Genomic DNA, 21,631 nt, shown 5'->3' with positions numbered 1-21,631 from the left:
TGCATTGCCCGCAAGAGGAATAGGTGCGGGCGGGTGATGGCCTGAGCCACTGACCGGAGCCATCGGCGCCGATCAGGCTACCTGAAATGTAATGCGAGAGGAGGCCGGAGGGGAAACACCCCTCCGGCCTCCTCTGACCATCACATCTTTGGGCCAGTGTTGGTCTCGAGCGTCTTGAGCAAGTCCTTCCATTCAAACTTGGCCGGCTTGCCGCGGACCCACTTCTCCATCCAGGTGAACTCGGCCATGGATTTCGTATACTGGTCGCGCGCCTCAGGAATGCCGTGCGTGTTGCCGGGGTACACATAGAACTCGGTGGGGACGCCGAGCTTCTTGAGCGCCATGTGGAGTTCTTCGCTCTGCGGACGCGGCACGCGCGGGTCGCCCTGCACGACGTGGATCATCGTGGGGGTCTTGGCGTTCTTGATGTACTTGATGGGCGACTGCGCAAACCAATGATCGAAGTCGTCGTACGGAAGCTTGTCGCCCATATACCACTGCCGCACGCGCTGCACATCGCTCTCGGCGTACATCGAGAGCCAGTTCATGGTGCCCGCGCCGGTGCTGATGGCCTTGAAGCGCGTGGTGTGCGTGAGGATCCAGTTCGACCAGTGACCGCCGGCGCTCCAACCGAGGGCGCCGAGCTGATTGCCGTCAACCAGGCCATCCTTGATGAGCTGATCCACGCCAGTCATAATGTCGTTGTAGCCCTTGGTGAAGTAGTCACCCTGGCTTTCGGTCTTGAACTTTTCGCCGTATTGCGTGGAGTTCCGATAGTTCGGCATGAGCACGGCATAACCAGCACCCGCATAGATCTGGGCGCCGTACCCGCCGTTGAACGTGAGCATATCGGCCGCGGCCGGACCGCCGTGAATCGCCACGATCAGCGGGTAGCGCGTGCCCTTCTGGTAGCCAACCGGCTTGAGGAGCACGCCGCAGGCCTGCGCACCGTCGGCGCTTTTCCAGCAGGTCTCTTCTTCTTCGCCGAGTGCAAAGCCGTCGGCCTGCGGATTGGGCTTGGTGAGTCGCACCCACGCGCTCTTGTTGCCGATCTGGGCGAGCGGTGCCGTGTACGATGACGGCGGAGTGCTGGGGTCCGTGTAGTTGATGAGCAGGGCGCCGCTCGTCTCATCGCGGTTGACGGAGATCGACGCGCGCAGGTCGGTGAGCTGTGTGACTTTGCCGCTCGCCACATCCACCGAGAAGAGCTGGGCGGTGGCACGCCATCCTTCGTTGAAATAGACCGTCTTGGAATCCGCACTCCACCAGCCGGCGTTCACATTGCCGTCCCAGCCCATGCCAAGCTTGCGCCATGTGCCGCCGCCAATGGGGCGCACATAGAGCTTGCGGTTCTTCATCATTTTGAAGTCGTCTTCGGCGCTGAAGGCGATGGTCTGCCCGTCGGGGGAGAAGCTGAGGGCGCTCTCGCCGATGTCCACGTTGTTCGTGAGCCGTTCGACCTTGCCGGTGCCGACGTCGAGCAGGTAGAGCTCGCTCGCGTCGCGCTCGTCGGTGGTGCCGCGGTAGAAGCGGTCATCGCGCGTGGCGTTGAACCCCACCCACTTGGCGTCGTCAGACATCGTGATGCCGGTGACGCTATACGACGAGTCGCTCGTGAGCCGCTTGGTGGCGCGCGACGCGAGGTCGAGCATCCACAGGTGCACGCGCGGCGTTTCGGCGTTGCGGATCATCACGCCGAAGTGGGCATCCGTGCGGCGGCGTTCGTCGGTGAGCGTGGTGTCGGGCGCGAGGAAGAACAGCTTGGTGCCGTCCTTCGAGAGCTGCCACTGACCCACCGGCGTCGGGTGACGCGTGAGTTGCACGGCTGGTGCGTCGAGCGCGCCGCCGGGAACGGCCCACAGTTGCTGCGTCTCGGCGCGACCGCCGGTAAAGAGCAACCATTTGCCGTCGCGGGTAAACTGGAACTGTCCTACGCCGCCCGTGGCGTCGGTGATCTTCCGTGCTTCGCCGCCGTCGGCGCGCATGTAGTACAGCTGATTGCCGCCGCCCGCGCCGCCCGCTCCTGCGCCACCACCGCGACCTGCGGCCGGTGCGGCCGCGCCCGCCGCCGTTGGCGTGTCACGGTTGGAGGCGAACACAAAGCCTCCGTCCGGCGCCCACCGCGGCGAGAGTTCGTCTTTGTCCTTGCTAAAGGTGAGCTGCCGCGTGGAGGGCAACCCGTCCTGCAGGCTTACCAAATAGACGTCCGACTGCCGACGCGCCTGCTTCCAGTCCGGCGTGGAGATCGTATAGAGCCCCCATTTGCCATCGGGACTCACGGCGGGTGCGCTGGCCTGTCGCATGTCCTGAACATCTAGGAAGGTCATCGGCCGTTTGGCCGATTGCGCCGCGAGTGGGGCGGCGAGGAGTAGGGGCCATACGCGGGAGAGCATCGATCGCATCACGTCCTCCAAAAAAGGCGGGCTCATTGAGATCACAAGTACATGGCGTCCAGTCCGTCCTCCGTCAATACGGCGGAGCCCGTCGACCCGTTCGACAGGCGCCGTTCCGACCGCCGCCAGCGCCGCGCGTCAGTCGGCGTCGGGGTGGGGGTCGAGGGTCTGGAACTCCATGGTGGTGCGGCGGAGGTCGCCTTCGACGACGGTGACGCCAATGGCGTCGGTCGGGCACTGGTGCACAAAATCGCCGTCGGCTCGCGACCATTCCACATCGGGGGTGACGACGCGTGCTTTTCCCGAGACGTCCATTTCCATGATGTCCGGTGCCATGACGGCGCACAGGCGGCATCCAATGCAACGCTCACGGTCTACGCTCAGCTCCAAGCGGCGGATCGGGTAGACACCGCCGGTTGCCAGCAGCGATTCCCCGGCACGGTCGAGGGCGTCGTGCGCAGCCTCGTATCCGAGTTGGATGATGCGCTCGGTGTGCGTGAAGTTAAACCAGTTGAAGTGCCACACGGCGGGGCGCACGAGTAGCAGTGGCGGCCCCGCCCAATTGGCGAGCTGCGAGGTCTGCAGCGACTTCATCATGGTCTGCGCCGCGCGCATGTAGATGGCCGCGAATCCTTTTTCTTTAATCCGCCGCGCCGCTGCCAGACTCGTGCTTCCAACGTCTACGCCGATCATCGCATCCATTCCCTGCATAGACACGCCGACGGGGAGGTTGTCCATCACACCGCCGTCCACACAGGTATGCCCCTTTATGGTGCGCGGCGGAAAGAATCCTGGGAGTGCGCACGACGCATACACGGCGTCCGCGACCGACACGTCTTGCAGGCCAGGCAGCCCCCACACCACCTGCGACCCTCGCTCAATATCCACCGTATTCACGAGGAGCGGGATGTCGAGTTGCCGAAACGTCGTGGCCGGCACGATGGCGTCAATCACGTCCTGCAGCGGCGCCTCGAGATACAGCGACGGTGACAGCATGCGACGCGTCACCATGTGCATGTGATCAATGCGAAATAAATCTTTGCGCGAGAGGCTCAACGCGTGCTTCTTCATCTCTGCCACGGGCATGCCGCCCGCGTATGCAGCCGCGATCAGCGCACCGATGCTCGTCCCCGACACCAGTGACGGGCGCACGCCGCGTTCCTCGAGCGCCTGAAACACGCCGATGTGGGCGAAGCCCTTAAGCCCGCCGCCGCCGAGTACCAGCGCGAGGCGCTCGGGGAGGCGGGGAAGCGGGCGATGGTCAATCACTCGAGGAATTTGTACAGCCCGTACAAGCCGGTCACGGCTCCGCCCAACATCACCAACGTGCCGGGCGTCCCGCGGATCACCGCGCCCACGACGAGCGCCGCCCCACCGACGATCATCAGCGCGCGATTGCGCGACGTGTCGGTGCGGCGCGGAGCTGGCGGCGTCAGCGCCGGCGCCGCTTCCGTGAGTCCAATGCGTTCGCTGGCGAGCGACGGACCCGCTGGGCGCGTCGCGATTGGCTCGGCAACATTGGCGGATGGCGTGGCGACGACGTGTTCCGTCGGAGTACTGGTGGCGGTCGCGGCGCTGGGCGTGACGGCTGTCGTGTTCGAAGTCGTGGTGGATTGCGCGTCGAGGTGCGCGGTCGCGACGAGCGCAAACAAAAGACAGGCAGACAGTGGGCGCATGGGAAAGACTCCGAAAAGCGTGAGAGCATGGACGCGGTGCATCCTGCTGTTCAAGAGGATACCTTTGCTGCTCCTCTCCCAACAAGAGCGCCGCGTGCCAGATCAAGACACCACACCCATTCCGTCGGGCCCGTCGGGCGAGCGCGCGCTCCAGCGATCGCTGGGGGTACGCCCCCTCGCGGCGAGCATCGTAAACGTCACCGTCGGCGGGGGCATTTTTGTGGTCCCGGCCATCGTCGCGGCCACGCTGGGTGCTGCCGCGCCACTCGCATATCTCGTGTGCGCCGTGGCCTTTGGACTCATCGTGATGTGCTTTGCGGAGGCGGGAAGCCGCGTCGCCCTCACGGGTGGCCCCTACATGTATGTGGGGCGCGTCTTCGGCCCCTTCGTGGGCTACCTCAGTAACGTGCTGCTCTGGATGCTCGGCACCATCGCGCACGCCGCGGTCGCCAGCCTTTTTGCGCAGGCGCTCAACGCGCTCGTGCCGGGCATTGGCATTGGCGTGGCGCGCGTCGTGATGATCGTGAGCGTTTTTGCACTCTTTGCCTTTATCAACTCGCGCGGCGTACAGCAGGGCGCGCGCCTCATTGAAATCGCCACCGTCGCCAAGTTGCTGCCGTTGCTGGTGTTCGTGGTGTCGGGCGCCTTCGTGATGACGTCGGCGAATCTAGTGTGGCCGGCCATGCCCTCGGTTGCGGATATCGGGCGGACCTCCATCGTCCTCGTCTTTGCATTCTCAGGCATCGAAAGCGCGCTGGTGCCGAGCGGCGAAGTGCGTGATCCTGCGCGTACGGTGCCGCGTGCGATCGCATTGGCGATGATTGCGATTACGCTGCTCTACGTCGTGGTGCAGGTGGTGGCGCAGGGCGTGCTCGGCGCGTCGCTCCCCACGCACACGGATGCGCCGCTCGCCGCCGCCGCGCGCGTCGCGCTTGGGCCCGTCGGTGGGTTCCTGCTGATGATCGGCGCCGCGGTGTCGATGTTCGGCTACCTCACGGGCATGATGCTCGCCATGCCGCGCGCGCTCTTTGCGTTTGCTCGCGACGGATATCTGCCGGCCTTCTTCGCGAAAGTGGACGCCCGCACGCATGTCCCGGCCAACGCCATTTACGCCCATGCCGTGGCAGTGACGCTCCTGGCACTGTCGGGAAGTTTTCAGTCGCTGGCGGTGCTCTCGAACATTTCGGCACTGCTGTTGTACGGCCTGTGTAGCGTGGCCGCCTTTGAGCTGCGCCGGCGCAACGTGCAGGAAGTCGGCGTCCCCTTCCGCGTGCCCGGCGGCGCCGTGGTGCCGTGGCTGAGCGTGCTCGTCATCCTGTTCCTGTTGCGGAGCGCGACGGCCGAGGAAATGCGCGCCGTTGGGGGCACGCTCGCGGTCGGCGCGGTGCTCTACCTGTTCCGCCGCAAGCAGGTCGCGTCCACCTGATGGCGCGGCCGGCGCATCCGACGTGGCCGCGACTGGCCTCGTCTCGTCGACGCGCGTAACATTCGACTACGCCTCCCCTTCACCAGAGTCCTATGCCGCCGACCCCGGAAAAACTTCGCAAGCAGTACGTCAACACTGATTATCCCAACGTCGTGATGCGCTTTGAAGACGGCCACGAAATCGTCGTCAAGCGCGGCGTCGGGAAATCGTTCGACGTCTATGCCGGCGAGACCGTGAAGTTGCTGGCCGTCTTCGACCCCGACGCGCGCGAGCGCGAACTGGTGGGCACGCGAAAGGCCGAAGAGTTCGACAACGCCTGATCAGCCGACGGCATCGCGTTCCGGGTTCGGAACGCCACGCCGTCCCTCTCGACCTAGCGTGAGTCCTATCCCACCCATCGTGCGCCTCTCCGAGGCCGTCGCCGCCGCCCGTCAGAGCGGCGCGCCCGTGGTGGCGCTCGAAAGCTCCGTGCTCGCGCAGGGGTTGCCCGAGCCCGCCAATCGGCAGGCGGACGAGCGTATGCGCACCGCAGTTGCCGTACGCGGCGCGGTGCCAGCGATAACGGCCGTCGTGCGCGGCGTGCCGACCATCGGCCTCGACGGCGCTGATCTCGAGCGCTTTCTCTGCCGAGATGGTGTGCAAAAGGTGTCCGCCCGCGACCTCCCTTGGGCCGTCGCCACGGGTGCCGACGGTGCAACAACCGTTGCGGCCACGCTCGCACTTTGCACCGAAGCGCAGCTCCGCGTGTTCGCGACGGGCGGCATCGGAGGGGTGCACCGCGAGGCGCCCTTCGACGAATCGGCCGACCTGCTCGAGCTGTCACGGTCGCCGGTCATCACGGTTTGCGCGGGCGCCAAGTCCATCCTCGACCTTCCGGCCACCGTGGAGCGGCTCGAAACGCTCGGCGTGACCGTCATCGGCTACGAGACCGATGAGTTTCCGGGGTTTTTTACCCGCCACACAGGACTCGCGTTGTCCGCTTCCACAACGAGCGTGGCGCGGATTGCCGATACGTTCCAGGCGCAGATTGCGCTCGGGCGACCGTCTGCCTTGCTGGTGGTGCAGGCACCACCGGCGCGTGAGGCGCTGGATGGTCGTGAGGTGGATGCTGCCGTGACGGCCGCGCTCGCCGAGGCGCGAGCGGCCGGAATCCGTGGCGCGCAGGTCACCCCATTTTTGCTCGCCGCAGTCGAACGGGCCACTGGGGGCCGGTCGTTGCAAGCCAACCTAGCCCTCCTCGAGGCCAATGCGTCGTTGGCCGCTGCCATCGCGGTGGAACTGGGGGCACGGTCGGCGTGAGGGTTGGTGTATTGAAAGTCCCCTGCACCTGTTGTTAGGTTGCTCATTACTACTCTGAGCTGGAGGTCGGTCCGGCAATGCCCTCTCCGTTTCTCAGTTCCGAAGAGTATGACGAGCGCGCGCATGAGCTGTATAACGAGGGCAACTACGACGAAGCGCTCTCAACGCTCCGCGAAGGGCTTGCCCTCTACCCCAATGCGGTAGAGCTCCACGTCGGCGTCGGCTATGCGCGTCTCGCGCGCGACGAGTTCGCGTGGGCGCGTCGGAGTTTCGAGGAATCGCTCGTGCTCGATCCCGATCACGAAGACGCGCTCGCCGGCCTCGGGGAGACGCTGCTCAAGTTCGGTCAGACCAGCGGCGCCAGCAAAGCCTTCCAGCGCATTCTGGAACTTGGCTATCAGGACGATGTCGAGCTGATGCTACAGGTCGGTCGCGCGCTCTTCCGTGACGGCATGATGGAAGAGGCCAAACAGTTTCTCAACGTGGCGATACAGCAAGAACCGGATCACGTCGAAGGCCGAGCGATGATCGGCTATGTTGAGCACCGCCTCGGCAATGATGATGTTGCCATCGATGCGCTTCGTCGGGTGCTACAGATCGACCCCGAATTCAGCGAGGCCCGCATTTATCTCGGGAACCTCCTGTTCGACCGCGGTGATTTCGACACGGCGTTGTACCACTTTGAGCGCACGTTGCCGGAGGATCACTGGGACGAGTTAGGGATCTGGCGACTCGTGGAACTGCGCAAAAGCACGTATCATCTCTCGGACAACGACCCGTCGCTCAAAATTTGGGACGAGCGGCTTGCCGAACTCACGGGCGATCAGGACGCAATTGACGAGATGCTGAGTGAAATCGAACGGGCCGCCGAAAACGCCGACGAACAGGAGGCGCGCGGGCAGCTCGAGCTGTTCGGCGCGCTGCTGGCCGACCTCGGTGAGCAAAAGCAGGCCGTCGTGCATCACGTGGTGGGGCGCGATGGACGCAGCTACGACGGCTCGTGGGACGAGATCGTCGAGCAGCTCCGCGAGCACTCGATGTCCAGCGGTCAAACCATCGAGGAGTACATGCAGAACGAATCGCGACGTGGGTTGTCGCTGACCGGACATTTGATTTCCACCACTACGACCGAAAGTTTTGTCCGCGACTGCGCCGACGCCGGCCTCCTGCGGATCGTCAGCTGACGCGCGCTCGCCCTTCGTCTCCCAGAGGAGCCTCATGATCGTCCTCCGGGACGTCGCCAAGACGTATCGCTCGCCGTTCGGCAAACCAGTGCACGCCGTGCAGGACGTGACGCTCGAGATTGGCGCGGGAGAAATCCTCGGTATCGCGGGCCCCAACGGCGCGGGCAAAAGCACGTTGCTCGCGCTGATGCTCGGTTTTCTCCAACCGACGCGCGGCACCATCACCATCGACGGGCTCGCCCCGCGGCGCTATGTCGAGCGCTCCGGCGTGAGTTACCTGCCCGAACTAATGGCGCTGCCGCCGTACTGGACCCTCAACTCCGCATTGTACCGTCTCGCGGTCCTCTCCGGCGTGTCGGCCGATCGGCTCGACGCCGAAGTGGATCGCGTGGTCGAGGCGCTCGCCATTGGTGAGCATCGCGGCAAGCGGCTCAAGGCGCTCTCCAAGGGAAACTTTCAGCGCCTCGGACTCGCGCAAGCGCTGCTGCTCGATGCACGGGTGGTCATTTTTGACGAACCCACGCACGGGCTCGATCCCGTGTGGACGCAAAAGTTTCGTGATCTCGTCATCCAGCTGCGGCGGCCCGACCGCACGATCATTATCGCCTCGCACAATCTCGATGAACTCGAACGGCTCGCTGATCGTGTGGCCATTATCGACAAGGGGCGCATTCAGCGCATCGTTGAAGTGAAGGGCGGGGGCGTGACCCCCGACCGCATGGCCTTCCGTATTCGTGTTGCCGCGGGCGCAGACGCCTTGTTGGCGCGGCTCCCCGGCGCCGCGCTGGAGGGCAACGGCGAGATTGTGGTGCCGATCATCAGCGTGCTCGAGTTAAATACGGCCCTCACCGCGGCCATCGCCGAGGGAACGCTCGTGACCGCACTGGTGCCGAGTGAGAGTGCGCTGGAGCGGGCCTTTCATTCTGCCGTGGGGACCCCCGCATGAGCCCGTTCAGGATCGCACGGTATGCGCGTTATCAGGTGGGCGACTACCTGATGCAGCGCGGCGCGCTGCCATTTTTTCTCGTGCTGATGCTCGCCGCCATCCCGCGCTTTGGCATGACCCACAACGCGGGGCCAAACTTCTGGACCTCGCCCGACGGGCAGAATTTCGCGAAGCAAATGTTTCTGAACACCATCACGAACTTCCTTCCGCTCGGCGCGTATTTCGCCGTCGTCGGGTTGCTCTCTGGAGATCGGCAGAAAGGACATTTCCGTTTTCTGTTCTCCAAGCCGGTGGCCATGGATCGCTATTACTTGCAGGCGATGCTGCTGCATGGCGCGGCATTCGTGGCACTGTTTGGCGTGTTGGCCTGGGGGTGGGGCCTTGCGACCACGCACGTGTCGGTGTGGGGCGCCGTGCAGGCGGCGGCACTCACGTGGGTGTTGCTCGGCGGCATCGGCCTTGCCCTCGGTGCACTCACGCGGTTTGACGGTGGCGTGCTGATGGTGTCGTATCTCGCGGCGACCATTACGCAGCAACTCTCCGCGACGGCCAATGACGCGGTGCCGAGCTGGGTGGCGGTGTTGGCGCGCGTGTTGCCGCCGGCTCAGGCGCTCGATCAAACGCGCGGCGCACTGTACAGTGGCCAACCGATTGATCTGTCGAAGTTCTGGCTCGTGGTAGGATACGGAGCCGGGGCATGGTTGGTGGGATGGATCGCGCTGCGACGAGGATCGTTGCAGCGATGACAAAGCCGGCCCCCCGCCTGCTGGACAGTGTCATCGCGCCGGACTCGGTGCACCGCACGACGCTCGCCAACGGATTGCGCGTGCTCGTGCGCCGCGATCGGCGCGCGCCGGTCGTGGCAATCGTGACCTACGTCAAGGCCGGCTACTTCGACGAAACCGACGCGCAGGTCGGCATCGCGCACGTCCTCGAACATATGTACTTCAAGGGGACCCCCACGCGCGGCGTGGGACAAATCGCGCGCGAAACCAAAGCGAGCGGCGGCTATCTCAACGCCGGCACGATCTACGATCACACGCACTATTACACGGTGCTGCCGTCCTCGGGGCTCGCGGCGGGGATTGCGGTGCAAGCCGACGCCTACGCGAACTCGGTGATTGATGCCGGCGAACTCGCGCGCGAACTCGAAGTGATTATCGAAGAGGTCAAGCGCAAACACGACAACCCCGCGTCGCTGGCCACGGAGACGCTGTTCGAAAAACTGCACGACGTGCATCGCATTCGCCGGTGGCGCATGGGGCGTGAGGACGCGCTCCGCGCTTTTACCCGCGATGACTTGGTGCGGTTTTATCGCAACTACTATCGCCCGTCCAACACCGTGCTCGCGGTCGTCGGCGATGTGGATCCCGCCGAGGCCATCGCGCTGGTGGAGCAGCACTATGGCCGGATTCCAGACGGTGTCGTGCGGCGCACGCCTGGCGCGGACGAGCCAACCGCGTCCGTCGAGGCATTTCGGTACCACGAGTTTCACGGTGACGTCGCCCAAGCGGAACTGTTGATGGGCTGGCGCACGCCAGGCACCGATCACCCGGACACCCCGGCCCTCGACGTCCTTGCCACGTTGCTCGGCGGCGGACGCGCATCGCGGTTGTACCGCGCGGTGCGCGAGCGCCGCCTCGCGTCCTCCATCTCCGCCAACAACTACACGCCCACCGATCTCGGCGTCTTCATTGTGCACGCTGCCGCGCGCGCCGACAGCAGCGTTGCCGCACTCGGCGCCGCGTGGGATCAAGTGCGGCGCGTGCGCGACGGCGATGTGACGGCGCACGAAGTGTTACGTGCGCGTCGCGTGCTCGAGGCCGCGTGGCTCCGGCGCTGTGAGACGATGGAAGGGCAAGCCAATCACCTCGCCGCGTGGGAACTGCTCGGCGATTGGCAGATGGGCTCCGACTACGTCGAGCGCATGCTGGCGGTGGATGCCGCCGCTGTGACCGACGTGGCCCAACGCTGGCTCGCGCCCGAGCGCGCGGCCGTCGTTGCGTACCGCCCGTCCGCGGCATCCGCCTTTGCCTCGAGCGCCGCCGACATGCTTGGCCAACTGAATGCGCAAACGCCCGAGTCGCTGAGCGCGATTGGTCGGCCGCCGTCTCCCACGCCGGTGCCCGGCGCACGCGGCTGGGTGTTTGAGCGCGAAGAAGCAGGCGTCCACATCTTCCGCACCGCGAGCGGCGTGCCCTTGCTCGTGCAGCGGCATCCGGGCTCCATCGGCTACTTCGGGTGGTTCGTGCGCGGCGGCGCGACCGACGAAACGGCGGCCAATAGCGGCATCACCACGCTGATGGCGCGCACGTCACTGAAGGGAACCGCACGACGGACCGCCGAGCGGATTGCCGAGGATAGTGAATATTTGGGCGGCGTGTTATCGGCGGCCGCGAACGCTGACGGCTTTCAGTGGACCATCTCCGTGCCGGCGCGCCGACTCGAGGAGGCCGCCGAGTTGCTGGCGGATGTGGTACAGCGTCCGTCCTATGGTGCGTCGGCACTGGAGTCTGAACGTGCGGTGGCGCTGGCCAACATCGCGTCGTTGCGCGACGACATGTACCGCTGGCCGATCGCGCTCGCCACAAGCGCCGCGTGGGAAGGGGATTCCTACGGACGGTCCGTGTTGGGGACCGCAGAGAGCGTGCGTGCTATTGATTCCGACGCGCTGCATCGCTGGCACGCGGCGCAGGCGCTCGAAGCGCCCGGTGTACTCGTGTGTGTGGCCGATGCGGATCCTGACGATGTGGCCTCGATGGTCGCTCGGTACTTTGGGTCGCTTTCGCCCGCTACAGGGAACACAACAGCGCCGCCGCCTTGGCCAACGGCCGCGGTGGAACGTGCTGATCCCCGCGACAAGTCGCAGAGCGCGCTGGCGATGCTCTTTCCGGGCGCCTCGCGCGGTGATGAATCCCGATTCGACGCCGCGATGCTCGCCGGCGTCGCCAGCGGCCTCGGCGGTCGTTTCTTTTCGGAGCTCCGCGAACGGCAGTCGCTCGCCTACACCGTGATGGCCTCCGCCGTGCCGCGCTACCGAGCTGGTGCATTCGCCGCGTACATCGCGATGTCGCCGGAAAAGGAAATGGCGGCGCGCGACGGTTTGCTTGCGCAGTTCGCGCGCTTTTGTGAAGCAGACGTCACCGACGACGAGCTCACGCATGCCAAACGGTATGCGCTTGGATCGTGGGCCATTCATCGGGAGAGCGGCGGCGCCGTGGCTGGCGATATGGCCGACGCGTGGCTCTTTGGCCATTCGCTCAAGGAGCTCGCGGACTACGAAACGCGCATCCGGCACGTGACCGCACGCGATATGCGTGCTGCAGCGCGACGCTGGTTTGATCCGGCTCGGCGTATTGAAGGAATCGTGCGCGGGCGCGGCGGCTGAGACCACGCCGGGTCGCGTCCCGCGCACGGTGCTCGTGGGCGCGAACCGCTATCGTGATGACGCCGGCAGGAATCCGAGCGCTCGGTTGAGCCAGCGCACCATCGGGAGCATCGCGGTGTAGTCCTTCATGGCCGTGTCCACCACGCGCGGTGATAGCACGTCCTTGTCGGAATAGCTGCGGCCCACCGTAAACGAGTTGAAGCGCAGCCATCGTTCGGCGGCGTGCCCTTCCTCGTAGCCGCGCGGCAACCGTTTGAGCAACACGCCCGGCTCGTCGTCGGTCAGACCGCCGAAGCGTTTGCGGAAGGCAGGGGCGAGCACGGCACGCTCCCAGCCTTTGAGGTCGGCATCGAAATGTTCGCGCACTTTGGTGAGGAGGTGGCGCGGCGGCATCCAGAGTCCCGCTGCCACCATGGACGCGCCCGGCTCGATGTGAAAGTAAAATCCCGCGCCGCCATCGATTTCCTTGCCCACGCCGCGTCCCGGCGATCGGTGGAAGACCCAGAGCGCGGCGTGAGTTTTGTACGGGGATTTGTCTTTGCTAAAGCGCACATCGCGATGAATGCGGAAGAGCGAACGCTTGCGGTCGCCCACAAACTCCGGCGCCAGCGTGGCAAAGCGCACGTCGAGTTCTTCGGCGAGGGCCCGGAGCGGTGTGAGGACGGCACGTTCGTAGCGCGGGCGATTTTCCTCAAACCATTCGCGACGGTTGTTGCGTTTGAGGGCGCGCAGAAACGTGAGGGTTTCGGCGGTGAAGAGCTGGATCGCCGGCGTCATGGCGTGGGGGAGATGAAGGGTTCGGACAACGAGAGAATGAGCTGTTGCAGATCGGCGACCGCAGGACGCCAGCGTCCATTCGCAGCGCGGAGTCCTGTGACGCGGTCGTAGTCGCCCGCCTGCGCCACGACGACCCCCCGCACCCCAGCGCGCGCCGCCGCCCACGCCAACACGTGGTGAAGGAGTCGCCGCTGCGCCGACTCCCCAAAGGTGAGCGGTGCACCTTCCGCGAGCACCCAGTACTCGCGCGGCAATGTGGCGCGCGCCATCCAACCGTCGAGGGCGGCAAGTCCGTCCGCATCGCGCCGCGCGCCGCGCACGCTGGGCGTGAGCGAGAGCAAGACGGCGTCAATGCCGAATCCCCCAGCGTCCGTCACCATCGCCGCGTCGCTCGCGTTGTCGCCGCGCACCAGTAACGCCACGTGCGTCGCCGGCCGTAGGCGATGCGCCAACGTCGCGGCCTCGCGAGCGTCGGCAACGGTGCGAACGTCGCGGAGCACGAGATAGTCCGGACGGAGCCGACGCATGACCGCTTCCACGTCGCGCTCCGCAGGAGCAATCGACACCATCAACAGCGTGGAGTCGCGACGTGCGGGCTCCAACGCCCGTTGCAACGAGTCGAGGGCGGCCGCCGTGCCTCCGCCCTTGGCAACACGCACAAATAGCGCGCCAACGCCGAGCGTGTCCGCGAGCTCAAGGTCGGCGCGCAACGCCGTGGCCGACGGGACCGCGCGCACTTCCGGGAGAATCGAGAGCGCGGTGACGAACGGACTCGCGCTCGGTGACTCAGGGCGTGTAGCACCAAACGGCGCATAGCTCGCGGTGGCCTCGAGTGCGGGTGGATAGGCGAGTGCCACCACCGTCACGACCGCCGCCGCGCACACCGCCAGCACGTACTGCGCCGCGCGCCGCATCGCGCCGGCATCGCTCGCCGCGCCGATCACCAGGGGCATCGGGGCGAGCCACGCACCGACAAGCGTGATCGGTCCAAGCCAATGCGCCAGTGCACTCGCGTGCGCCACGGCCACAGCCTGCAGTTCCCACGGCAATGCCGTGCGCGCTCCAGCAATGGTGACAGACGCCGTACAGAGCACCACGGCGTTCCACGCCGCCACCGGCAGCGCCACCAGCCAGTGCGTGCGTCGCGTCACCGCCGCCGTAATCGCCAACAGCAACGCGAGGAGTGCGACCACCGCGAGCAGCGGGTGGATGATGTGCACAGCACGCGCGGTTTCCGCGGCGTGCGCCGCCACCCAGACGAGCAATGCCGGCACGGTCAAGAACGCCACGAGCGCGGCGAGCGTGCGATGCAGCCGCGTAAGCTTGAGTGACTGCGCGGCACGACTGCCCTCGATCACATTCCAGGCGGCGCCGATCACCAGAAGCGCGACGTACGCCAGCGCCGGACGACTCACCCGCGTTCCAGTCGACCAGGCCGAGCCTCTGCCACTCCCAAACGACGGGCAAAGACGTCCACCGCCTTCTGGGGATCGCGTCCCTGCGGCAGCAGCAAGTCGAGCAGGAGCAGCTCGCGTGCGGGTACCGTGTGTACGGTGACGTGCCCAATGTCGAGCAGCAACACGGCGGCCACGCCGTCGCGCGGTAGCGTGCGCACGAGCGGTGGCTCCGCCGTGGAAAGCCCCGCCGCTCCGGCCGCACTCAACATCAAGCCGGAGAGCGCCGAGGCGTCGCGCAACAACGCGGCCGCCACGCCGCGGAAGTCTGCGGTGCGGTGGACGAGGAGGGGCACGCCGAGCGGTTGGGTCATGCGGTGGCCTCGCGGAGGGCGAGAGGCTAGAACATGCTCATCGCGAGGAACGAACGCAGTGAGTCGTTCGTCGATCGCAGGCGCATCGAGAGGACGCGCACGCACGACCAGAGCACTTTGTGCGCGAGTTCGCGATTGAAGTCGAGCAGCAGTTCAAAGTCCGGTCGCGAGATCGTGAGGCAGCGGGTGCCGCCATTGGAGATCGCATCGGTGGAGCGCTCGCTGCGGTCGAACACCGACATCTCGCCAAATAGGGCGCCCGCCTTGAGCACCGCCAGCGCTTCCTCTCCGCTGCCGGGAATGTTGCGGCTGATGCGCACCTCCCCCAGCACTATCAAGTACAGCCGATTGCCAGGCTCCCCCTCACGGAAGACATACTCGCCGCTTACATACTCTTGCGGGCGACATACCTCGGCGACGCGGGCGAGTTCGCCGTCGTCGAGATCCTTGAAAATGGCGACATGCCGCAGCAGGTCGGTGACGTCAGCCATGGGCGTAGATCCGGGGCAGGAGGGACTACGGGCGAAGCTAGAGCGCGCGTGCAACGCTGGCAAGCGCGTCCGCCGCCGTCTAGCTTCAACGCACTATGAAGAAGGGCGACTCGCTCGCGACGCTCCCGAACGTCATCTCGCTCTCGCGACTGGCGTTCGCCGCCGCGTTCGTCTTGTGGAAGGACACCGACGTGCGTCTCGCGCTTATCGCGGCCGCCGGTGTGACCGATTTCCTCGACGGCTACATCGCGCGCACCCGCGGCACCACGAGCCGGTGGGGGGCGCTCATCGACCCCGTCGCCGACCGCTTCTTCGTGTTCGCCGCCGTCTGCTCGCTGCTCTTCGACGATGTGATCGGGACCTGGCAGTATGCCATCTTCATTCTCCGCGACTTCATGACCGCCGTAGGGTTCCTCACCGCGCGCGTGATGCCGAGTTTGCGCAAAGTGACGTTCGTCGCGCGGCAGAGCGGCAAGGTGGTCACGGTGCTCCAGTTGGCGACCCTCGCCTTCGTCTTCTTGCGCCCCGCGCTGGTCCCCTGGTCCTTGGCCCTCATCGGCGTGGCGTCCGTCTATTCCGTTATCGACTACACCTGGGCGTTGCATCGGGCGCGGGCCCGTGGGTAGGCGCGTCACAGGGGGTGCGAGGCGAGCGCCGCGTGTGGGAGTATCGCTGCTGGCGCTGCTGGCTCTCCTCAGTTTCGCCGGTACGGCTCTCGCGCAGCAGGCGCCGACCATTGGCGCCGACTTCCAACCGGAGCTCAGAGCCGACCTTCTGGTGCGTGGCGCACCGGCGCTCGAACTGGGTGCGGGGTTCATCCTGAGCGCCGGCTACTACGCACGCATCGCCGTTGATGCCGCGGCCGGAGGCGATTGGAACAACGGTCGCGCGAGCAGCTCAGCTCGCGTCGACGCCACCACACGTTTTCTGCTCGACCCTTTTGGCGAACTTCCGTGGGGCTACTACGGCGGGGGCGGCGTATCGCTCCGGTGGTCCGAGCGCGAGCGGGCGCAGGGCTATCTGCTGCTGGTGGCTGGCATCGAAGGACCCGTGCGCGGCGGGTGGCGCCCAGCCGTTGAACTGGGGCTTGGTGGCGGCGTGCGCGTCGGGATGGTGCTACGACGTGCGCGGAACAGCGCGCGATAACGCACTCGGGTACGGGCGCGGCGCGGCGAATCCCGGCGGGGGACGCCGTCGGCGGTGGAAACCCAGAAGCGTCGCGGCGAACGAAAAACGGGGAAGCCAGTTGGCATCCCCGTTTCTAAAACCGTTGCTACGCCGAAATCGCTTGGTTCGTCTTGGCAGGCTGTGCGAACCGCTCGCCCAGCGTGCGGAGACCGGCGAGGTCCGTGGCGGCAAGTTCAAAATACCGCTCGGCCATGTATGCCATTGTCTCGTCGAACCATTCCTTCTGGTGCTCGGGGTCGGAACCCTGAACGTCGCACCGCATGATGTGCTGAAACAACTCGTCCCGAGCCTGGTCCATGGGCGTCGGTTCGACACTCGCACGGCGCGGGGCTCTGATTGTCTTCTTATGGCTCATTTATACGGGCTTAAGGTTTAAAGCTATCCTGATAAAAATAACCAATCCGAGGCCCGAATCCTAGGGTTACTCGGTATCCTTTTGGCGTTGAGTAACCCACTCAACCAGTAGGGCCGCGAGTTCCTCGGGTGCATCTTCAGGCACCAGACGCGATGCCTGAGGAATCCGACGCAGCGTGCCGTCTGGGAGTCGAGCCGCCAGCTGGGAGGACACCGCCTCTGGCACCCAAGGGTCCCGTTCGCCCCGAATCACCAACGTCGGGGCGCTCACCCGCTCCCATTCTACGCCCCGCAGGGCGCGGTCGTTGATCGCCCGGGCGATGGCCAGGAGTTGCCGCGTCCCTTCGCTCCCAACGAACGGCGCGAGGTAGCGGAGGACGAGCGCCTCAGGCATGTGCGCGGCATCCGTCACCCCCTGCTCGAGCAGCGGTGCGAGCAGGAGCCGTGCGCCCATTTGTCCTCGCGAAGCGTCAAACAGGTTGCGGGCCGCCAACCGCTGCAGGAGCGCCAAGTCGTCGGCGCGAGGTGCCGCGGGGTCCACGGGGTTGATCAGCACGAGTGAGCGAACGCGCGCGGGGCGTCGGGCGGCCAGCGCCAGCGCCACCGCACATCCCACGTCGAGTGCCACGACATCCGCGCTCGAGACGCGCAGCACCGTGAGCGCCTGATCGAGATACGCCGCCTGCGCGGTGATGCCGTAGTCGGCCTCTGCGGCGCGATCCGACTCGCCGTGGCCGAAGAGATCCACTGCGTACGCGGTGACTTGGCCCAGCGGCAGCGCCGGCGCGACCGCGCGCCAGAGGAAACTCGACGTCCCAAACCCGTGTACAAAGACGACGGCCCGATCGCCAAAGCCGAAGCGGGCGACATGCAGGGCGCCGGGGCCCACAGGAATGCGAAGGGAGTCGGTCACGGGAGACGGGTGCAACCTGTCACGCGGCTCTCAGTGGCGCTAGCTTCCACCCAGAACAAACCAAGGCGCCGATCCGGCGCCGCCAGCAGCATCTGCCCAACTGACTGAGAGGAATACGTGGCGAAGAAGTCCGTGCAGAAGACCAAGAACCAGTCGTTTGTGGGGATTCTCGTCGGCATCGCCGTGGTGGGCGTCGGCGTGATCGGCTACCTCGTCACCAGCGCCTCGCAGTCGCAGGTCATCAAGTTCGACGACACCATCCCGATCGCCAAGGCGCAGAGTTACCTCGTCGGCCGCGAAGACGCGCCGGTGCAGGTGATTGAGTTTGCCGACTTCGAATGCCCGCTCTGCGGCTCCTTTGCGCAGGTGAGCGAGCCGGACATTCGTCAGCGCCTCATTGAGCCCGGCACGGTGGCTATCCGCTTCTACGATTTTCCGCTCCCCATGCACAAGAACACTTGGGCAGCCTCGAACGCCGCCGCGTGCGCCAACGAACAAAATCAGTTTCTGGCCATGCATGACCGCATCTTTGCCGGCCAGACCGAATGGAATACCGCGGCCACCACAAAGCCGAAGGGTGCGATGGTCGGCTACGCCAAGGAACTCGGCCTCGACGTCAAGAAGTTTGAGGAGTGCTACGACTCGCAGCGCATGATCCCGCGCATCAAGGGGAACGCCGCCGAAGCGCAGGCGCGCCGCGTGGATGGCACCCCGACGTTCATTATTGGCGACAAGCTGTACAGTGGCGATCTGCCGTACGACAAGTTCAAAGCGCTCGTCGACGACGAACTCGCGCGGAAGGGACTCGCCCCGAAGGCGGACGCTAAAAAGACGGACGCCAAGAAGTGAGTAAGCGGATGGCCGTGTCGGCGCTCGCACTCGCGGGCGCCTTCCTCGCGCTCTACCTCACGCTCTACAAGCTCGGCTACATCGGCCATCTCGCGTGTGGCACCGGCGAGTGCGAAATCGTGCAGACCAGTAAATGGTCCACGCTCTTCGGTTTCCCGATTGCCGTGTGGGGGCTCGGCTTCTACCTGAGCACCTTCGCGGTGGCTACCGCCGGCACGCTCGATCGCTGGATAGAGTCGCGTGCGCCAAGCGCGCTTCTGCTGGCGCTCACCGGCTTTGGCGTGGCGTTCTCGGGGTTCCTGACCTACTTCGAGGTCTTTGAGCTGCACGCCATCTGCCGCTACTGCGTGGTGAGTGCCCTCATCACCTGCGCGCTCTTTGCGCTCGCCTTGCTCGACTGGCGCGAGTACCGCGCAGACGCCGCGTAGCCGACGCACTTGGCTCGGGCGAGCCGCGCGGCTCGCCCGAGCGGCTACGCCTGCTTCGTAGACCCCGCGCGGTTCGACGCGTCGGCCAGCCGCAGTTTGGGCCGCATCCCTTCGGGTTGCGGCTCTACCGCGCGCCGCGCTGGCAGGAGCTCCTGCCCCAGTACCACGAGCACCCGCGTGACAATCGTGCTCGCCATCGGCTCCGGCACGCCCATCACGCGAACATACGTGTCGATCGCCCGGTCAAATGTCATGGCCTCGGCGAGCGTGTCGACGAATGTCAGCGCATTCTCAACGTGCGCCCGCGCGATCGCTTCTTCCGCACGCGCGTGCGCCAGCCGCAACCGGCGATCAGACGCCGGCGGAAGCTTGCGGGGGAACAGGGACTCGGGGAGCAGTTTATCGAACATGGTCTCTAATGACGATACAGGGGCGTATTCGGATACTCGGATACTCGGATACTCGGATACGATGGCCGGAAGGCCTGCGTGGTAAGCGGTTAACGGTTAACCGTTTACCGTTAACCGTGAACGGCTGTAGAGGTCACTCCTTGTCTTCGTACTGCTCCTTCAACGACGCCACCACCGACGGATCCGCCAACGTCGTCGTGTCCCCCAGCGCCCGCCCTTCGGCAATATCGCGCAGCAATCGTCGCATGATCTTCCCTGAGCGCGTCTTGGGGAGATCGGCGCTAAAGATGATGTCGTCCGGCCGCGCCAGCGCGCCGATCTTCTGCGCCACGAACTCGCGCAGGTCGTCGCGCAGTTCCGTCGATTTATGGAACCCTTCGCGCAGCGTCACGAACGCGGCAATCGCTTGGCCCTTTACCTCGTGCGTTTTGCCGACGACCGCCGCCTCAGCCACCGAGGGATGCTCCACCAGCGCACTCTCCACTTCCATGGTGCCAATGCGATGGCCGGCCACATTGAGCACGTCGTCCACGCGCCCAAGAATCCAGTAGAAGCCGTCATCGTCGCGCTTGGCGCCGTCGCCTGGAAAATACAGATCTGGGCGCCCCTCCCACTTCGAGAAATACGTCTGCACATACCGCGCGTCGTCTTCCCAGATGGTGCGGAGCATCGATGGCCACGGCTTGGTGAGCGCGAGCAGCCCGCCGCCCTTCGCAATGACTTCGCCGAGTGAGTCGAGCAGCGCCGCCGTGTAGCCCGGCAGGGGCATCGTCGCGCTTCCCGGTTTAGTGGCCGTGAGCCCCGGCAACGGCGAAATGACGATCGCTCCCGTCTCCGTTTGCCACCACGTATCCACAATCGGGCAACGCGCGCCGCCAATCTTGTGGTGATACCACATCCACGCTTCTGGGTTAATCGGCTCACCGACCGTGCCGAGCAGGCGGAGCTGCGAGAGATCGTGTTTGGCCGGCCACTCGTCGCCCCACTTCATGAACGCGCGAATCGCCGTTGGGGCGGTGTAGAGAATCGTCACGCCGCGTCGCTCGCAGATGTCCCAGAACCGGTCGCGCTCGGGCCAGTCAGGCGCGCCCTCGTACATCACGCACGTCGCGCCATTGGAGAGCGGGCCGTACACCAAATAGGAGTGGCCAGTAATCCAACCCACATCGGCGGTGCACCAAAACACATCCGATGGCTTGAGGTCAAAGACGAGCTTCGTGGTCGCGGTGACACCGGTGAGATAGCCGGCCGTCGAGTGGACAATCCCCTTCGGTTTACCGGTGGTGCCAGACGTATATAGAATGAAGAGCACATCTTCGGCGTCCATCGGTTCCGGCTCGCATGTCTGCGCGGCGTGCTGCATCAGACGATGGTACCAGTGGTCGCGCCCCTCCTGCATGTCGGCAAACGATTCGTCGCCGAGTCCGCCCGGACGCCGTTGCACGACGATCACATGCTCGACGGTCGTCGTGCTCTCCAGCGCCTTGTCCGTGTTGCGTTTGAGCGGCACCACCTGGCCACGGCGATAGCCGCCGTCTGCCGTGATGATGACCTTGGCCCTCGCGTCGTTCATGCGGTCGCTCAGCGATTCCGGCGAGAACCCACCGAACACCACGCTGTGAATGGCGCCAATCCGCGCGCACGCCAGCATCGCGATGGCCGCTTCTGGCACGAGCGGCAGGTAGATCCCCACCCGATCACCTTTGCGCACCCCGAGTGACTTGAGGACATTCGCGAACTTCTGAACATCGCGGTACAGGTCCCAGTAGGTGAGGGTGCGCGTGTCGCCCGGTTCACCTTCCCAGATGATGGCCGCGCGGTTCCGGTTCGGCCCCCGCACGTGACGGTCGAGGCAGTTGGCACTGACGTTCAACTGTCCGCCCGTAAACCACTGTGCGTGCGGCGGCTTCCAATCGAGGACGCGCTGGTATGGTGTGATCCACTCGAGTTCGTCCGCCATCCGTGCCCAGAACGCCTCAGGGTCACGCTCGGCTTCGGCCACGACATCCGGTGCGTTGATATGAGCCGTAGCGCTGAATTCCGCTGACGGCGGGAACGACCGATTTTCGGTGAGCAGAACGTCGATGTCACTCATTGTGGTGCAGGCTCCAAGGCGGAAGGGCACGTCATCAATACGTTAG

Annotated in this window: 22 protein-coding genes; 11 read left to right on the top strand and 11 right to left on the bottom strand. The window is 65.4% G+C overall.

The window, feature by feature from the left end; all coding sequences use genetic code 11:
* Nucleotides 1–140: 140 nt before the first annotated feature.
* From NTZ43_03850 to NTZ43_03840, 3 genes are all read right to left on the bottom strand, one after another.
* Entirely contained in the window at nucleotides 141–2,429 is a 2,289-nt protein-coding gene (locus NTZ43_03850; GenBank protein ID MCX5766346.1) for a S9 family peptidase, read from the bottom strand.
* Nucleotides 2,430–2,531: 102 nt separating this feature from the next.
* Entirely contained in the window at nucleotides 2,532–3,662 is a 1,131-nt protein-coding gene (locus NTZ43_03845) for a patatin-like phospholipase family protein (protein MCX5766345.1), read from the bottom strand.
* A complete protein-coding gene (locus NTZ43_03840; protein ID MCX5766344.1) occupies nucleotides 3,659–4,069 on the bottom strand; it encodes a hypothetical protein in 411 nt (136 codons plus the stop codon). Before NTZ43_03840 ends, NTZ43_03845 begins: the two co-directional genes overlap by 4 nt.
* Nucleotides 4,070–4,163: 94 nt before the next feature.
* Between NTZ43_03840 and NTZ43_03835 the strand changes: the two genes are divergently transcribed.
* The 7 genes from NTZ43_03835 (at nucleotide 4,164) to NTZ43_03805 (ending at nucleotide 12,312) form a co-directional block, all read left to right on the top strand.
* Complete coding sequence (locus tag NTZ43_03835) at nucleotides 4,164–5,495, top strand: APC family permease (protein ID MCX5766343.1); 1,332 nt, start codon at nucleotides 4,164–4,166, stop codon at nucleotides 5,493–5,495.
* Nucleotides 5,496–5,587: 92 nt separating this feature from the next.
* Entirely contained in the window at nucleotides 5,588–5,815 is a 228-nt protein-coding gene (locus NTZ43_03830) for a hypothetical protein (GenBank protein ID MCX5766342.1), read from the top strand.
* Nucleotides 5,816–5,891: 76 nt separating this feature from the next.
* Nucleotides 5,892–6,794: a pseudouridine-5'-phosphate glycosidase gene (locus NTZ43_03825; protein ID MCX5766341.1), complete on the top strand. Its 903-nt coding sequence runs from the start codon at nucleotides 5,892–5,894 to the stop codon at nucleotides 6,792–6,794.
* A gap of 77 nt (nucleotides 6,795–6,871) precedes the next feature.
* Nucleotides 6,872–7,978, top strand: coding sequence for a tetratricopeptide repeat protein (locus tag NTZ43_03820; protein ID MCX5766340.1), 1,107 nt, complete (start codon nucleotides 6,872–6,874; stop codon nucleotides 7,976–7,978).
* A 34-nt stretch (nucleotides 7,979–8,012) separates the two neighbouring features.
* Entirely contained in the window at nucleotides 8,013–8,924 is a 912-nt protein-coding gene (locus NTZ43_03815) for an ABC transporter ATP-binding protein (GenBank protein MCX5766339.1), read from the top strand.
* Nucleotides 8,921–9,670: a hypothetical protein gene (locus NTZ43_03810; protein MCX5766338.1), complete on the top strand. Its 750-nt coding sequence runs from the start codon at nucleotides 8,921–8,923 to the stop codon at nucleotides 9,668–9,670. The genes NTZ43_03815 and NTZ43_03810 overlap by 4 nt, the downstream gene beginning before the upstream one ends.
* On the top strand, nucleotides 9,667–12,312 hold the full coding sequence (locus NTZ43_03805; GenBank protein MCX5766337.1) for a pitrilysin family protein: 2,646 nt from the start codon (nucleotides 9,667–9,669) through the stop codon (nucleotides 12,310–12,312). Before NTZ43_03810 ends, NTZ43_03805 begins: the two co-directional genes overlap by 4 nt.
* A gap of 48 nt (nucleotides 12,313–12,360) precedes the next feature.
* Here the strand turns inward: NTZ43_03805 and NTZ43_03800 are convergent, their stop codons facing one another.
* From NTZ43_03800 to NTZ43_03785, 4 genes are read right to left on the bottom strand one after another with little or no spacing between them, the layout of a single operon-like run.
* Nucleotides 12,361–13,089, bottom strand: a complete 729-nt coding sequence (locus tag NTZ43_03800; GenBank protein ID MCX5766336.1) for a DUF2461 domain-containing protein — start codon at nucleotides 13,087–13,089, stop codon at nucleotides 12,361–12,363.
* Nucleotides 13,086–14,504, bottom strand: a complete 1,419-nt coding sequence (locus NTZ43_03795; protein MCX5766335.1) for a hypothetical protein — start codon at nucleotides 14,502–14,504, stop codon at nucleotides 13,086–13,088. Before NTZ43_03795 ends, NTZ43_03800 begins: the two co-directional genes overlap by 4 nt.
* Nucleotides 14,501–14,857 carry an S-adenosylmethionine decarboxylase gene (locus NTZ43_03790; GenBank protein MCX5766334.1) on the bottom strand — a complete coding sequence of 119 codons (357 nt, stop codon included), beginning with the start codon at nucleotides 14,855–14,857 and terminating at the stop codon, nucleotides 14,501–14,503. The genes NTZ43_03795 and NTZ43_03790 overlap by 4 nt, the downstream gene beginning before the upstream one ends.
* Before the next feature lie 26 nt (nucleotides 14,858–14,883).
* Nucleotides 14,884–15,348: a cyclic nucleotide-binding domain-containing protein gene (locus NTZ43_03785; GenBank protein MCX5766333.1), complete on the bottom strand. Its 465-nt coding sequence runs from the start codon at nucleotides 15,346–15,348 to the stop codon at nucleotides 14,884–14,886.
* Nucleotides 15,349–15,443: 95 nt separating this feature from the next.
* On the opposite strand from NTZ43_03785, the gene NTZ43_03780 reads away from it, so the two are divergent.
* Both NTZ43_03780 and NTZ43_03775 read left to right on the top strand, forming a co-directional pair.
* Complete coding sequence (locus NTZ43_03780) at nucleotides 15,444–15,974, top strand: CDP-alcohol phosphatidyltransferase family protein (protein MCX5766332.1); 531 nt, start codon at nucleotides 15,444–15,446, stop codon at nucleotides 15,972–15,974.
* A gap of 34 nt (nucleotides 15,975–16,008) precedes the next feature.
* On the top strand, nucleotides 16,009–16,494 hold the full coding sequence (locus NTZ43_03775; protein MCX5766331.1) for a hypothetical protein: 486 nt from the start codon (nucleotides 16,009–16,011) through the stop codon (nucleotides 16,492–16,494).
* 127 nt (nucleotides 16,495–16,621) lie between these two features.
* Here NTZ43_03775 and NTZ43_03770 read toward each other — a convergent pair whose 3' ends face one another.
* Nucleotides 16,622–16,834 (bottom strand): hypothetical protein, encoded by a 213-nt coding sequence (locus NTZ43_03770; protein ID MCX5766330.1) that lies wholly within the window; start codon nucleotides 16,832–16,834, stop codon nucleotides 16,622–16,624.
* Nucleotides 16,835–16,957: 123 nt separating this feature from the next.
* A complete protein-coding gene (locus tag NTZ43_03765; protein ID MCX5766329.1) occupies nucleotides 16,958–17,803 on the bottom strand; it encodes an alpha/beta hydrolase in 846 nt (281 codons plus the stop codon).
* 117 nt (nucleotides 17,804–17,920) lie between these two features.
* Here NTZ43_03765 and NTZ43_03760 point away from each other — a divergent pair, with 117 nt between their 5' ends.
* Both NTZ43_03760 and NTZ43_03755 read left to right on the top strand, forming a co-directional pair.
* The gene (locus NTZ43_03760) at nucleotides 17,921–18,652 is read left to right on the top strand and encodes a thioredoxin domain-containing protein (protein ID MCX5766328.1); all 732 of its coding nucleotides are present in this window, start codon (nucleotides 17,921–17,923) and stop codon (nucleotides 18,650–18,652) included.
* Entirely contained in the window at nucleotides 18,649–19,080 is a 432-nt protein-coding gene (locus NTZ43_03755; protein MCX5766327.1) for a vitamin K epoxide reductase family protein, read from the top strand. Before NTZ43_03760 ends, NTZ43_03755 begins: the two co-directional genes overlap by 4 nt.
* A 44-nt stretch (nucleotides 19,081–19,124) precedes the next feature.
* Here the strand turns inward: NTZ43_03755 and NTZ43_03750 are convergent, their stop codons facing one another.
* Both NTZ43_03750 and acs read right to left on the bottom strand, forming a co-directional pair.
* Nucleotides 19,125–19,490 (bottom strand): hypothetical protein, encoded by a 366-nt coding sequence (locus tag NTZ43_03750; protein MCX5766326.1) that lies wholly within the window; start codon nucleotides 19,488–19,490, stop codon nucleotides 19,125–19,127.
* A gap of 133 nt (nucleotides 19,491–19,623) precedes the next feature.
* Nucleotides 19,624–21,585, bottom strand: coding sequence for an acetate--CoA ligase (gene acs, locus NTZ43_03745; protein MCX5766325.1), 1,962 nt, complete (start codon nucleotides 21,583–21,585; stop codon nucleotides 19,624–19,626).
* Between the last annotated feature and the right edge of the window lie 46 nt (nucleotides 21,586–21,631).

This window comes from Gemmatimonadota bacterium, assembly GCA_026387915.1.
GTDB lineage: Bacteria > Gemmatimonadota > Gemmatimonadetes > Gemmatimonadales > Gemmatimonadaceae > Fen-1231.
This window is presented reverse-complemented; position numbering and strand designations above follow the sequence as displayed.